We start from the raw sequence: 13,027 nt of genomic DNA on the forward strand, positions 1-13,027 counted from the left end.
TCGTCCTTCGGGACTGCGAGAGGGCGGCTCTGACCTGCACACTCGCGCTCGGAGCAGAGGGTGGCGCGGCAGTGCGCAGCAGGGTGGGGCAGAGTCGGGTGGAAAGGGTGATCGCGGCGGTGCTGGTTCTCTCAGCGCGCCGGACAGATGGCGCTGGACATGCGGCCGAGGTCGACGTGCCGCCGACTCACCAAGGCAATTCCAGTTCCAGACATGGCGGAAGCGTGTCACGGGACTTTGGAACCAGTCCAGCATCGTCCACAATATGGACATTGTCGTCTCGTTCACCGAGACGGTGTGTTCCGGGTCACGCGAGAGGGGCCCCGGCGAGGGCCCCTTGCCGGCCTGCCTCAGGCGTACGCGCCGGGCCACGGGCCGGGCGTCCCGGTCTCCTCGGCCTGCTCCACCTTGGTGTCGAACAGCCGGAAGCCGCGCCGCTCGTAGTTGGCCATGGCGTGCGGGCCGTCGAGCGAGCAGGTGTGCAGCCAGACGCGCTTCGTGGCCTCCCGGCCGGGCCAGCGGTCGGCCAGGTCCCAGGCGCGGGCCGTGGCGTACGACAGGAGGTGCCCGCCGATCCGGCGGCCCCGGAAGGCCGGGATCAGGCCGAAGTAGACGATCTCCACCACGCCGTCGGCCTGGGCCTCCAGCTCCACGTACCCGGCCGGCGTCCCCTTCTCGTACGCCACCCAGATCTCGGCGCCCGGCTTCTCGACGATCTCCTGCCACTGCTTGTAGGTCAGGGACAGGCGGTCGGACCAGCGGATGTCGCCGCCGACGGCGGTGTAGAGGAAGCGGCTGAACTCCGCCGACGGCACCTCGGCGCGCCGGATCGCCACGTCGTCGCCCTCCGGCGGGGCGGCGGGGCGCAGGTCGGACGGGGAGGTCTGTTCGAGGGACCAGGTGGTGAGAGTGATGCTCATGGGGCCATCGCATCATGCGGGACGCGAGATGCCCAGGGCGGCCCCGGGGAGGGGGAGGCACCCGGGGAGACGGCTGTCCGCATGGTGGACAGGGGGAGGGGCGCCGCGCGGGCGGGGCCCGTAGCGCCGGGGGGCCGGGATCCGGCTCGTACCGCCGGCCGTCCCGCGTCCACCCCGTATCGCCGGCCTCGCCGCGCCGCCCCGTACCGCCGACCGCGCCGTGTCCGCCCCGTACCGCCGGCCTCGCCGCGTCGGCCCCGTACCGCCGGCTACCCCCGCACCCCCTCCCGTACCGCCGGTGCCGTCGAGTGCGGCAGCAGGTCCGCCGGGAGTTCCGGGCGGAGGACCTCCACCGCCACCTCCTCGCGGAAGCGGTACGGGCGGTGGGCCAGGACCCCCGCCAGGGTCCGGCGCACCCGGGACATCTCGGCCCGCACGGTCACCGTCCTCGTCCGGTCCCCGAACACGTCCTCCGCCAGCTCCGCCGCCGTCCGCCCGTCCCGGTGCAGCGCCAGGACGTAGAGCAGCTCGGCGTGCCGGGGGCTGAGCTCCTGCTGCCAGCCGCCCGCGGGACCCGAGACGGACACCGTCCAGCGGCGCGGCCGGCTCAGGTCGAGGACCACCCGCTGCGCCGCCTCCGCGTCCGGCTCCCCGGCCGCCCCGGCCTCCTCCTCGACCCGCAGCAGCCAGCCGCCCGGCAGCGGCTCCACCGCGCAGGTCCCGAGCGAGGGCAGCCAGACCCGTCCGGCGCGGAAGGACTTGGGCAGCGGGATCCGGTCCACCGGCGCCAGACCGGTCACCGCCGCCGTCCAGCCGTACGTGTCCACCGCGACGGCCCGGCCGCCCACCCGGCACAGGATCGGCGCGGCGACCGACCGCAGCCGCTCGACCGCCCGGCGGTGCCGCTCCCGCATCTCGGCCTCGGCGAGCCGCGCCACCGAGTCGACCAGGGCCAGCATCGCCGGGTGGAAGGTGGAGGCCGGGCCGCTCACGTCGAGGATGCCCAGGAGCCGCCGGTCGCGCGGATCGCGCACGGGCGCGGCGGCGCAGGTCCAGTTGTGCAGCGTGTGCAGGTAGTGCTCGGCGGAGTGGACCTGCACCGCCCGGCCCAGGGCGAGCGCCGTGCCGACCGCGTTGGTGCCGGTCGTGTGCTCGGTCCAGGCGGCCCCCTCCTCCAGGCAGATGCCGTTCGCCCGCCGCAGCACCCCGGAGTTCCCCTGGCGCCACAGCACCCGGCCGTGCTCGTCGGTGACCACCATGATCTGGAGGGAGGCGTCGGCGATCCCGGCGAGACCGCTGGTCAGCGTCTGCATGACCTCGGAGAGGAGCGTGGTCCTGCGCCGCTCCTCCAGCTCGTCGCGGTGGAGCAGCACGCTGCTCGTGTCCCGGTCGGGGTCGAGGCCGAGCCGGGCCATCCGCTGCCAGGACGCGTCGATGACCGGGCGGGGCGCGATCGGCGGCGTCCGGCCCGCCAGCGTCTCCTCGCGCACCCGGTGCAGCAGCCGGGCGGCCCGGGCGGCGTCCATGGCGGCCAGCCGCCCCATGTCGAGCTGCGTGTTCTTCATCGGTCTCTCCCAGCCACCCGGGGTGCTGTATCGGTTCCGCACAGGGCAGACGGCCGGAGTTCCGCACGGGGGCGGACGTCCGGAGCGTCGGTGCCCATCGTGCCGCCCGGGACCGTCCGGCGAGACCCGGTTCGGGTAATCCTGCAACCCTTTGCAACTCTCGCCCTCACCCGCCCTCCTGGGCGAGGCTTGTGCGAGCGGCGGGTGGTGCCGTGTCGGCGCAGCACCACCCCCGCTTTTTCGCGTGCGCCGTGCGAGCCCGTCACACCGGTCCGCCGCGCGAACCCGCCACGCCGGCCCGCCGCGCGGGACTCCTGCGACTGCGCCGGTCCGCCTCGTACACCGCCGTACAAGGCCTCGTACACCCGCCGTACGAGACCCCCGCACCCCCGGAGGGCCGCGCGGTCCACCCGCCCCGGCGCCTGCACCTCCACCCGCCCCCGGCGCCTACACCTCCACCCGCGCCCGCTCCACCACCGCCCGCAGGTCCAGGGTGTGCGGCAGCGTCCCGAAGGCCGCGCCGCCGTCGCCGCCCAGCCGCGCCGCGCAGAACGCGTCCGCGACCTCCGGCGGGGCCCACCGCACGAGCAGCGCGCCCTGGAGCACCAGCGCCATCCGCTCCGCGAGCCGCCGCGCCCGCGCCTCGATCCCGCTCAGGTCCGCCAGCTCGGCGAGCAGCTCCCGCACCGCCCGGTCGAACCGGTGGTCCGCGCCCCGCGCCGCCCCGACCTCCCGCAGGAACGCGTCGAGCGAGAGCGGCTCGGTCCGCAGCACCCGCACCACGTCCAGGGCCTGCACGTTCCCCGAGCCCTCCCAGACCGAGTTGAGCGGCGACTCCCGCAGCAGCCGGGGCATCCCCGACTCCTCCACGTACCCGTTGCCGCCCAGGCACTCCAGGGCCTCGGCCACCACCGGCGTACACCGCTTGGTCACCCAGTACTTCGCCACCGGCACCGCGATCCGCAGCAGCGCCCGCTCCCGGTCGGCGTCCGCCCCGCCGCCCTCCGCCGCGTCGTACGCCGCCGCCAGCCGCATCCCCAGGACCGTCGCCGCCTCCGACTCCAGGGCCAGGTCCGCGAGCACGTTCCGCATCAGCGGCTTCTCGGCCAGCGGCCCGCCGAACGCGCTCCGGTACGTGCAGTGGTGCACGGCCTGCGCCACCGCCTGCCGCATCAGCGCCGCCGAGCCGAGCACGCAGTCGAGCCGGGTCGCCGCCACCATGTCCATGATCGAGCGGACCCCGCGCCCCTCCTCGCCGATCCGGCGCGCCCACGTCGTCCCGTCGAACTCCACCTCGGCCGAGGCGTTCGACCGGTTGCCCAGCTTGTCCTTCAGGCGCTGGATCGCGAAGGCGTTGCGCGAGCCGTCCGCGAGCACCCGCGGCACCAGGAAGCAGGTGAGGCCCGCCGGGGCCTGCGCCAGGACCAGGAAGGCGTCCGACATCGGGGCCGAGCAGAACCACTTGTGCCCGGTCAGGACGTACTCGCCCGCCGCCGCCAGCGGACGCGCCTCCGTCGTGTTCGCCCGGACGTCGCTGCCGCCCTGCTTCTCCGTCATCGCCATCCCGAGCAGCACGCCCGGCTTCTCCGCGACGGGCAGCAGCGCCCGCTCGTACACGTGCGAGCGGGCCGCCGGCTCCCACACCTCCGCGAGCTCCGGCTCGATCCGCAGCGCGGGCACCGACGCGTGCGTCATCGACAGCGGGCAGCCGTGCCCCGCCTCCGCCTGCGTCGCCACCAGGAACCCGGCGGCCCGCCGCACGTGACCGCCCGGACGGCCCCACGCGTCCGTGAGCCCGGCCGACACGGAACGCCCCAGGAGCCGGTGCCAGGCCGGATGGAAGTGGACCTCGTCGACCCGGTGGCCGTAGCGGTCGTGGGTCCGCAGCCGCGGCGGGTTCTCGTTCGCCTGCTCGCCCCACTCCCGCACCTGCTCCGAACCCGTCGCCCGGCCGAGCAGCGCGAGCGACTCCCGGGCCTCCCCGAGCAGCCCCGGATCGAGGTGCCGTTCGACCGCCTCGACCAGGGCACGGTCGCCCGTGAAGACGTCGTACCCCACCAGGGGAGGGGGCTGATTGGTCACTGTGTGGGTGGTCCGCGCCATGCGGATACGGTAAGCAGGTGCAGGCAGCAAGAGAAACACCCGAACGGCTCGAGCGGCGGCCCTGGAGCCGGCTCCACCGCGCCCGTGTCCTCTACCGCAACGTCTCGAAGCGGAAGATGGTCTGGCTGCTCCTCAAGGACACCGTCAACTCGTGCATCGAGTACCGGATCCTCGGCCTCGCCGCCGAGGCGGCGTTCTTCACCCTGCTGTCCCTGCCGCCCCTGCTCCTCGGCCTGATCGCCCTCCTGGGCTACGCCGACGACTGGACCAACACCGACACCGTCACCAGCATCCAGGAGAACATCCTCCGCGCCGCCGGCACGGTCCTCTCCGACCGGGGCGTCGAGGAGATCGCCAAACCGGTCCTGGACGACGTCACCCGGGGCAAACGGCCCGACCTGATCTCCCTCGGCTTCGCCATCGCCCTCTGGTCCGGCTCCCGCGCGGTGAACGTCTTCATCGACACCATCACCGTCATGTACGGCCTCGACGGGCACCGGGGCATCGTGAAGACCCGGCTCCTCGCCTTCCTGCTCTACCTCGTGGCCCTGGTCATCGGCGCCGTCGTGCTGCCCCTCGCCGTCGTCGGCCCCGACCGGGTCGTCGAGCTCATCCCCTGGGGCACGGAGGTCGTCTCCGTCCTGTACTGGCCGGCCGTCATCCTCCTCTCCATCGCCTTCCTCACCACGCTCTACCACGTGTCCGTGCCCGTCAGGTCGCCGTGGATCGAGGACATCCCCGGCGCCCTCGTCGCGCTCGCCATGTGGGTCCTCGGCAGCTTCCTGCTGCGCATCTACCTCACCAGCCAGGTCGAGGGCCCCACGATCTACGGCTCCCTCGCCGCGCCCATCGCCGTCCTCCTCTGGATCGGCGTCTCCGCCTTCGCCGTCCTCGTCGGCGCCGCCGTCAACGCCGCCATCGACCGCGTCTGGCCCTCCGTCGCCACCGCCGCCGCCCGCGAGGCCAACGAACGCGCCCGCGCCGTCCAGGCGGCGGAACTCGTCGCCCGCGTCCGCGCCGAGGCCGACGACGTCGACGAGGACGACCCGGACATGCCCTCCGAGTTCCCCGAACGCTGGTCGAAGTTCCTCCCCCCGGACGACGTGAAGTCCCGCCTGCACTCGAACTGGGAGAAGGACTGACCCCGGGAGGAGCGTTGTACGAGGAACGCCCGGCCCTCCTCGCGGGAGCCGTCCTGTGGACCGCCGAGACCGATCCGACGGCCCCCGCCCGGCCGATCCTGCCCGACGGCTGCATGGACCTGATCTGGGCCGACGGCCGCCTCCTGGTCGCCGGACCCGACACACGCGCGCACGTGCCGACGGACACCGCCGCCCGGTACGCCGGACTCCGCTTCGCCCCCGGCGACGCGCCCCGCGTCCTCGGCGTCCCGGCCCGCGAACTGCGCGACCGCCTGGTCCCCCTCGACGCCCTGTGGGACGCGGCCCGGGCGCGCCGGACCGGCGAACGGATCACCGAAGCCCCCGACCCGGCCAAGGCCCTGGAGGAGTTCGTACGGCTCCGGGCCGCCGGCGCCCCCGCGCCCGACCCGCTCCTGCGGGCCGTCGTGGCGCGCCTCGCCGCCGGACGCCCGGTCGCGGAGACGGCCGACGCGGTCGGGCTCGGCGCCCGGCAGCTCCACCGCCGCTCCCTCGACGCCTTCGGCTACGGCCCCAAGACCCTCGCCCGGATCCTCCGCCTCCAGCGCGCCCTGGCCCTGGTCCGGTCCGGCGTGCCGTACGCGGAGACCGCGGCCCGCGCGGGCTGCGCGGACCAGGCCCACCTGTCCCGCGAGGTCCGCGCGCTCACGGGCACGACGCTCGGCGCCTACACGGCCTCGTCGGCGTCGGCGTCGGCGAACAACGACACCGCGCACCCGTCCGGATCGAGCACCACCGCGTAACGCTGCCCCCAGACCGCGTCCCAGGGCTCCAGGTGCCCCCGGTACCCGGCGGCGACCAGCTCCCCGTACAACGCGTCCACGTCCCCCGCCGACCCGCACCGGAAGGCCGGCTCGATCCGGTGCCCGCCCCCGGGCCGCGTCCACCCCGGATCGAAGGACCGGACCACCTCCTCCGTGTCCCACGCGAACCGCAGCCCACCGGGCAGCACCACCTCCACGTGCGGCGCCTTCTCGGCCCCCTCGGGAACCTCCAGCCCGAGCCGCCGGTAGAAGGCGAGCGAGGCGGCCATGTCGGAGACGACGATCCCGATCAGATCGAGCCGGGGAACGGGAGCGGTACGGGGTGTGGTGTCCATACGCCGCACGCTAGGGCGCGCCTGCCGTCCGGGTCTTGTACGAATCGGACACGGGCCGGAAGGGAAAGCAGCGTGCTGCCCCCGACCCCGGACGCGAACGACGCCCGCACGACGGATCCGGCCGACCGCCGTCAGTCGGCACCGCTGAGGTAGACCCGGCTGGTGTGCGCGTCGACCCGTGTCACGGCGATCTTCAGCCAGTCGAGGTTCTCCTTGCACGGCGCGCACACCTGGCCTTCACGGACCTTCGCCGACAGGTCGGGCTCCGGAAGCCCCAGGTGCGAGAACGGCGTCGACGGGTTCGTGTTGCGGGCGAGCGGCCGTTCCCGCAGGGTGAGCGGCTCTTCCGGATCCAACTGTGCGACGAACCCGTCCACCTCGGCCGTGGGAAGGACGAACGCCATGATCAGGCCGTCGTCCTGCAGCCCCTCCAGACGGGCCGCTTTCGCCTCTGTCGCCGTCGGCGGCAACCGCACGTGCAGCGCCCCGGCCACCGACTCCACGGTGGCCCCGGCCGCCCAACGTGACACCTGCCCCGACGAGCGGTCCACCGCCGGGCCGCGGTTCCCAGCCGACTCCGAGCATCCGGCCACCAGCCCCGTGAGCACGGCCACCCCACCGACCAGTGTCATATGCCACCCGCGTCGTGACTTCACGCTCGCTTCGTGTCCGACAACGCCGAGGTCGTCCTGGTTCACGACGAGACCGGCCTGTCCGTTGCTCCCCGGACCGCCCGGCAATTGGTTGAGCCGCGTCGACGCCTGTCGTCGGGCGATCGCATCCGACTTCGCGCTGTTCATTCATCCCACGCCATGACGCCATTGGATCACGCCTCTGCGACAGGTCGGATTCGTTCGTATCGAGGCACAACTCGCGGCCCGGTGCCGGTTCGTCGGCAGTGGGTGCCGTGCGAAGGCTCGGCGTTTAAATCGGTGGTGCCCTGCCCTGGGACGGGGTTATGGTTCTGCCCGTCCGTTCGCGAGCGAACGGTGTCGGTACGTCGGTACGTCGGTACGTAGAGAAGAAGCCGGAGGTGAGGACATTGATGACTGTCACGGTGACGGGCACTGCCCGCATTCAGGAGTTCATCGTTCCCACCCCCGTGGCCTCCGGCTGACACCCACTCGATCCGCGCGCTCGGAGCGCGCCGCCGGGGCCGCCCTTCGAAGGGTTCCCCTTGTCTTCCTCGCTTTCCCTCGGTTCCTCCTCCCTGCTCGACGCCCACGGCTGGGACTCCGGCTGGGCCGCCGCCTTCGAGCCGTACGCCGCGCAGGGGCTCGTCCCCGGGCGGGTCGTCCGGGTCGACCGCGGGCAGTGCGACGTCGTCACCGCCGACGGGACCGTCCGCGCCGACACGGCGTTCGTGACTCCGCACGACCCGCTCCGGGTCGTCTGCACCGGTGACTGGGCCGCCGTCGACCCCGAGGGCGCCGGTGACCCCCGGTACGTGCGGACGTGCCTGCCGCGCCGCACCGCCTTCGCGCGCTCCACGTCCTCCAAGCGGTCCGAGGGGCAGATCCTCGCCGCCAACGTCGACCACGCCGTCATCGCCGTCTCGCTCGCCGTCGAGCTCGACCTCGGCCGGATCGAACGCTTCCTCGCCCTGGCCTGGGAGTCCGGCGCCCAGCCGATCGTCGTCCTCACCAAGGCGGACCTCGTCCCCGACCCCGTCGGCCTCTCCTACCTCGTCGAGGACGTCGAGACCGTCGCCCCCGGCGTGCAGGTGCTGCCCCTCAGCTCGGCCACGGGCGAGGGACTCGACGTGCTCTCCGCGGTGGTCGCGGGCGGCACGACCGTGCTGCTCGGCGTCTCCGGCGCCGGCAAGTCGACCCTCGCCAACGCCCTCGTCGGCGAGGACGTCATGTCCGTCCAGGCCGCCCGTGACGTCGACGGCAAGGGCCGCCACACCACCACCACCCGCAACCTCTTCGTCCTGCCGGGCGGGGGCGTCCTCATCGACACCCCCGGCCTCCGCGGCGTCGGGCTCTGGGACGCCGAGGCCGGCGTCGGCCAGGTCTTCTCGGAGATCGAGGAGCTGGCCGCCGAGTGCCGCTTCCACGACTGCGCCCACGAGGCGGAGCCGGGCTGCGCGGTGGCGGCCGCCATCGAGGACGGCACCCTGCCCGTCCGCCGCCTGGAGAGCTTCCGCAAGCTCATGCGCGAGAACCAGCGGCTCGTCGCCAAGACCGACGCCCGCCTGCGCAACGAGATCCGCAAGGACTGGAAGCGCACGATGACCGCCGGTCGCGCCGCCGTCGAGTTCAAGCGCAACGGACGCCTGCGGTAGCCCGTACGGGCGAGGGCGTACGACCCGGGGAGCGCGGTGTCCGAAAACCGCGAGCCCCGGGCCGTGCGCCACCGCACACTGGAGACCGTGAGGGACGACGACACCCGCTACGAGGCGGTCAGCAGCAGGGACGCGCGGTTCGACGGAGAGTTCTTCTTCGCCGTCCGGACCACCGGCATCTACTGCCGCCCCAGCTGCCCCGCCGTCACCCCCAAGCGGCGGAACGTCGCCTTCTTCCCGACGGCCGCCGCCGCCCAGGGCCACGGCTTCCGGGCCTGCCGCCGCTGCCGCCCGGACGCCGTGCCCGGCTCCGCCGAGTGGAACGTCCGGGCCGACATCGTCGGCCGCGCCGTGCGCATGATCGGCGACGGCGTCGTCGACCGCGAGGGCGTCCCCGGCCTCGCCGGACGCCTCGGCTACAGCACCCGCCAGGTCCAGCGCCAGCTCACCGCCGAACTCGGCGCCGGACCCGTCGCCCTCGCCCGCGCCCAGCGCGCCCACACCGCCCGGCTGCTGCTCCAGACCACCGACCTCCCCGTCACCGAGATCGCCTTCGCGGCCGGCTTCGCCAGCGTCCGCCAGTTCAACGACACGATCCGCGCCGTCTACGCCCGCACCCCCACCGCCCTGCGCGCCGAGGCCGGCACCGGCGCGGGAGCCCGCACCGCCCTCGCCGCCGGAGTGCCGCTGCGGCTCGCCCACCGGGGGCCGTACGCGGCCGGCGAGGTCTTCGACCTGCTCGCCGCCGAGGCCGTGCCCCGCGTCGAGGAGGTCGCCGGCGCCCCCGGCGCCCGCACCTACCGGCGCACCCTCCGCCTCCCGTACGGCACCGGGATCGTCTCCGTCGACGAGCGCTCCGCCGGCCGCTGGCTGGACGCCCGCATCCACCTCACCGAGCTGCGCGACCTGACCACCGCCGTGCACCGGCTCCGCCGCCTCTTCGACCTGGACGCCGACCCCTACGCCGTCGCCGAACGCCTCGGGGCCGCCCCCGGGCTCGCCGCCGAGGTGGCCGCCCGGCCGGGCGTGCGCTCCCCGGGCACGGCCGAACCCGAGGAGTTCGCGCTGCGGACCCTCCTCGGCGCCGGGGAGTCCGCCCGGGTCGTCGAGGAGCACGGCACCCCGCTGGCCACCGCCTGCGGCGGCCTCACCCACCTCTTCCCGGCGCCCCGGGACCTGACCGGCCACCCCGTCGCGGGGCCGCTGGCCCGCGCCCTCGCCGACGGAGCCGTACGGCTCGACCCCGGCGCCGACCGCGACGAGGCCGAGCGCGCGCTGCTCGCCGTCCCCGGAGTGACCCCCGGGGCCGCCGCCCTGATCCGGATGCGGGCCCTCGGCGACCCCGACGTGTTCCCGGGGGCCGGCCCTGACGTGTTCCCCGAGACTGGGTCCGGTGTGCCTCCGGCGGCCGCCCCCGGTAAGACCCCGACGCCCGGCCCCGACGCTGCCCCGACTCCCGGCCCCGGCGCCGCCCTCCGCCCCGATGCCGCCCCGACCCCCCGCCCCGATGCCACCCCGCCGGGCCGCCCCGACACCGAGGAGTGGCGGCCCTGGCGCTCCTACGCCGCCCGCTACCTCAAGGTCCCGGCCGCCCCCTGACCCCGCTCCGGATGACCCTCAGGAGTCCGCGTCCCGGGAGTCGTCGAGTCCCCAGCTGTGGATCCGGTGCGGACGGATCCGGACGACCTCCTCGCTGAAGTGCGGCCCCAGGCCGTGCGGGCCCACGAGCAGCTCCGCCTCGCCGCGGATCTCGACGCCCCGCACCCGCCAGGGACGGACGCTCACCACGTCGTCCACGACCAGGGCCACCTTCGGGTTCTCCCGCAGGTTGCGCCACTTCTTCGTACGGCCCATCGCGAACCCGCCGATCAGGACGGTGCCGTCCTCCTGCGGGAAGAACCCCACCGGGTTGGCCTGCGGCTGCCCGGACGGGTCGACGGTCGCCATCCGGCCGAGCCGCCCCCGGTCCTCCGTGAGGTAGGTCCACTCCGTCTCGCTGAAACCCTCGAAGTTCCTCATGGGTCCAGGATCGCGCCGGTCCCCGCCCGGCGGATCGGCGGCGGGACCGACGCCGCCTCCGTCTCCGGGACCAGGACCCGAGGCCTCAGCCCCAGAGCACCGCCCCCGCCCACGCCCCCACGATCAGCAGACAGGCGAACAGCTCCACGAGCACGCTCGTGCCGGCCGCCCGCATCACCGTCCGGGTCGCCGCCCTGGCCTGCCCGTGCCCGCCCAGGCGGAGCCGCTCCGCGAGGTAGATCCCGCCCACGAAGCCGGGCACCGCGCCGACCACCGGGACCAGGACGAACCCCAGGAGCGCGCCCGCCCCGGCGTACGCCACCATCCGGCGGGTGATGCCGACGCCCCGGAACCGGCGCGCCGGCAGCTGCCAGACGACCACCTGGGTGAGGAGCAGCAGGCCGGTCGAGGAGGCGAGCAGGATCCAGGCGAGGTCCGTCCGCTCGTGCAGCGACCACCAGAGCATCGCCGCCCACACCAGCCACGTTCCCGGCACGCCGGGCGCCAGGACCCCGAACAGACCGAGCAGCATCACCGTCGCGACCATCAGGAGCTGCCACACACCCACGCTGCCCAGCGTGCACGACACCGTGGATTCCCGCAGGTCGCGGCGGGCGGACGGGGGACGGGGACAGGGGACGGGGGCTGCGGGGCCGGGTCGGGGGCCGGGGGCCCGAACCGGAGCCTGTCTCCCGACCCGGACCCCGACCCCGGCCCGAACCGGACCCCGACCCCGGCCCGAACCGGAGCCTGTCTCCCGACCCGGATCCCGACCTCGGCCCGAACCGGAGCCGAGCCCCCGGCCCCCGATCCGGCCCCGGCCCCGGCCGCCCCCGACTCACCCCCGCGCCACCCACCCCTTCTCGTACGCGTGCCAGCCCAGCTGCAGCCGGGTCGAGACGCCCGACAGCTCCATCAGCCCCTTCACCCGCCGCTGCACCGTCCGCAGCCCCAGGTCGAGCTGCTTCGCCACGCTCGCGTCCGTCATCCCGGCGAGCAGCAGGGAGAGGATCTCCAGGTCCACCGCGTCCGGGCCCGGCGCCTCGTCCTCGGTGATCTGCGCGCCCGCCCCGAGCCGCAGCGGCAGCGCCTCCCGCCACACCGACTCGAAGAGCCCCATCAGCGATTCGAGCAGCCCGCTCGCGTGCACCACGATCGCCGCCGGCTCCACGCCCCGCCCGGTCAGCGGCACCATCGCCAGGGACCGGTCGGCGACGACCAGCTTCGTGGGGACCCGGTCCGCGACCCGGATGCGCTCCTCGCGTCCGAGCGCCGCCGAGAGCTCCATCAGCCCCGTCGGCAGGGACAGCACCTCGCGCTCGATCACCACCCGGTAGCGCACCCCCCGCCCGGCCGCCTGCTCCTCCGCGTCGTTCTCCAGGCCGGAGACCGCGATCGGCTTGCCCGTCACCAGGGCGCAGACCTCCTCCGTCGCGCCCAGCTGGAGCTGGAGGAAGCGGTGGGTCACCGCACTCGCCCCGGTCACCACCTCCACCAGGTCGTGCACGGCCGCCTCCGCCGCCTCCGCCCGGTACTCCTCGGCGAGCAGCGCCGCCGCCAGCTCGGCCTGCTCCAGCTCGTGGCGCTGCTGGGTGAGCAGCGCGCCGAGCGCCACCCCGGGCGGGGCCGCGACCCACCGCCCGGTGCAGGCGGAGGACTGGGCGGCGAGCCCCTGCGACTCAAGGCGCCGCAGGGCCCGTTCGGTCTCCTGCTCGGGCAGGGCGAGCCGGTGGGCGAGGTCCGTGACCTCGGCCGCGCCCAGCGAGACCAGAGCGCGGTACGCCGATTCCTGGCGCTCGTCGAGTCCTATCGCTCCCAGCATGGATGCCCCACCCCTCGCCACACCCGCGCCGGGCGACCCGTCTTCCGGGGAC

General features: G+C 74.7%; 13 protein-coding genes. 4 read left to right on the forward strand and 9 right to left on the reverse strand.

All coding sequences use genetic code 11. The annotated features are described in order from the left end of the window. Nucleotides 1-131: 131 nt before the first annotated feature. The 4 genes from ACWGSR_RS24865 to ACWGSR_RS24880 all read right to left on the reverse strand — a co-directional run bounded on the left by ACWGSR_RS24865 (nucleotide 132) and on the right by ACWGSR_RS24880 (nucleotide 4,588). Nucleotides 132-215 carry a putative leader peptide gene (locus tag ACWGSR_RS24865; protein WP_310591794.1) on the reverse strand — a complete coding sequence of 28 codons (84 nt, stop codon included), beginning with the start codon at nucleotides 213-215 and terminating at the stop codon, nucleotides 132-134. 135 nt (nucleotides 216-350) lie between these two features. Continuing rightward, nucleotides 351-920, reverse strand: coding sequence for a GNAT family N-acetyltransferase (locus ACWGSR_RS24870; protein WP_376231915.1), 570 nt, complete (start codon nucleotides 918-920; stop codon nucleotides 351-353). 269 nt (nucleotides 921-1,189) lie between these two features. Next, on the reverse strand, nucleotides 1,190-2,485 hold the full coding sequence (locus ACWGSR_RS24875; RefSeq protein ID WP_376231913.1) for a helix-turn-helix domain-containing protein: 1,296 nt from the start codon (nucleotides 2,483-2,485) through the stop codon (nucleotides 1,190-1,192). Nucleotides 2,486-2,932: 447 nt separating this feature from the next. Beyond that, entirely contained in the window at nucleotides 2,933-4,588 is a 1,656-nt protein-coding gene (locus tag ACWGSR_RS24880) for an acyl-CoA dehydrogenase family protein (RefSeq protein ID WP_453569081.1), read from the reverse strand. 17 nt (nucleotides 4,589-4,605) lie between these two features. Here ACWGSR_RS24880 and ACWGSR_RS24885 point away from each other — a divergent pair, with 17 nt between their 5' ends. Next, nucleotides 4,606-5,730 carry a YihY/virulence factor BrkB family protein gene (locus ACWGSR_RS24885; RefSeq protein WP_453569083.1) on the forward strand — a complete coding sequence of 375 codons (1,125 nt, stop codon included), beginning with the start codon at nucleotides 4,606-4,608 and terminating at the stop codon, nucleotides 5,728-5,730. A 14-nt stretch (nucleotides 5,731-5,744) separates the two neighbouring features. Then, complete coding sequence (locus ACWGSR_RS24890) at nucleotides 5,745-6,491, forward strand: helix-turn-helix domain-containing protein (protein WP_453569085.1); 747 nt, start codon at nucleotides 5,745-5,747, stop codon at nucleotides 6,489-6,491. Here the strand turns inward: ACWGSR_RS24890 and ACWGSR_RS24895 are convergent. Both ACWGSR_RS24895 and ACWGSR_RS24900 read right to left on the reverse strand, forming a co-directional pair. Continuing rightward, nucleotides 6,416-6,847, reverse strand: a complete 432-nt coding sequence (locus ACWGSR_RS24895; protein ID WP_453569086.1) for a VOC family protein — start codon at nucleotides 6,845-6,847, stop codon at nucleotides 6,416-6,418. The two genes, ACWGSR_RS24890 and ACWGSR_RS24895, sit on opposite strands and share 76 nt — an antisense overlap. A 131-nt stretch (nucleotides 6,848-6,978) precedes the next feature. After that, nucleotides 6,979-7,647, reverse strand: a complete 669-nt coding sequence (locus ACWGSR_RS24900; protein ID WP_453569088.1) for a hypothetical protein — start codon at nucleotides 7,645-7,647, stop codon at nucleotides 6,979-6,981. Between the two features lie 377 nt (nucleotides 7,648-8,024). On the opposite strand from ACWGSR_RS24900, the gene rsgA reads away from it, so the two are divergent. Then, nucleotides 8,025-9,134, forward strand: coding sequence for a ribosome small subunit-dependent GTPase A (rsgA, locus tag ACWGSR_RS24905; RefSeq protein ID WP_376231904.1), 1,110 nt, complete (start codon nucleotides 8,025-8,027; stop codon nucleotides 9,132-9,134). Between the two features lie 87 nt (nucleotides 9,135-9,221). Continuing rightward, entirely contained in the window at nucleotides 9,222-10,733 is a 1,512-nt protein-coding gene (locus ACWGSR_RS24910; protein ID WP_453569090.1) for a DNA-3-methyladenine glycosylase 2 family protein, read from the forward strand. 18 nt (nucleotides 10,734-10,751) lie between these two features. Here ACWGSR_RS24910 and ACWGSR_RS24915 read toward each other — a convergent pair whose 3' ends face one another. The 3 genes from ACWGSR_RS24915 to ACWGSR_RS24925 form a co-directional block, all read right to left on the reverse strand. Then, the gene (locus tag ACWGSR_RS24915; protein ID WP_453569092.1) at nucleotides 10,752-11,153 is read right to left on the reverse strand and encodes a PPOX class F420-dependent oxidoreductase; all 402 of its coding nucleotides are present in this window, start codon (nucleotides 11,151-11,153) and stop codon (nucleotides 10,752-10,754) included. An 85-nt stretch (nucleotides 11,154-11,238) separates the two neighbouring features. Further along, complete coding sequence (locus ACWGSR_RS24920; RefSeq protein ID WP_376231901.1) at nucleotides 11,239-11,721, reverse strand: DUF456 domain-containing protein; 483 nt, start codon at nucleotides 11,719-11,721, stop codon at nucleotides 11,239-11,241. Nucleotides 11,722-11,991: 270 nt separating this feature from the next. Then, nucleotides 11,992-12,975, reverse strand: a complete 984-nt coding sequence (locus ACWGSR_RS24925; RefSeq protein ID WP_376231899.1) for a helix-turn-helix domain-containing protein — start codon at nucleotides 12,973-12,975, stop codon at nucleotides 11,992-11,994. Between the last annotated feature and the right edge of the window lie 52 nt (nucleotides 12,976-13,027).

It is taken from the genome of Streptomyces sp. NPDC055632, from assembly GCF_053618675.1.

Excerpts from the sequence above, each read along its gene's own strand:
- ACWGSR_RS24865 (WP_310591794.1), bottom strand. The coding sequence starts at position 215 with ATGTCTGGAACTGGAATTGCCTTGGTGAGTCGGCGGCACGTCGACCTC.
- ACWGSR_RS24870 (WP_376231915.1), bottom strand. The coding sequence starts at position 920 with ATGAGCATCACTCTCACCACCTGGTCCCTCGAACAGACCTCCCCGTCC.
- ACWGSR_RS24875 (WP_376231913.1), bottom strand. The coding sequence starts at position 2,485 with ATGAAGAACACGCAGCTCGACATGGGGCGGCTGGCCGCCATGGACGCC.
- ACWGSR_RS24880 (WP_453569081.1), bottom strand. The coding sequence starts at position 4,588 with ATGGCGCGGACCACCCACACAGTGACCAATCAGCCCCCTCCCCTGGTG.
- ACWGSR_RS24895 (WP_453569086.1), bottom strand. The coding sequence starts at position 6,847 with ATGGACACCACACCCCGTACCGCTCCCGTTCCCCGGCTCGATCTGATC.
- ACWGSR_RS24900 (WP_453569088.1), bottom strand. The coding sequence starts at position 7,647 with ATGAACAGCGCGAAGTCGGATGCGATCGCCCGACGACAGGCGTCGACG.
- ACWGSR_RS24915 (WP_453569092.1), bottom strand. The coding sequence starts at position 11,153 with ATGAGGAACTTCGAGGGTTTCAGCGAGACGGAGTGGACCTACCTCACG.
- ACWGSR_RS24925 (WP_376231899.1), bottom strand. The coding sequence starts at position 12,975 with ATGCTGGGAGCGATAGGACTCGACGAGCGCCAGGAATCGGCGTACCGC.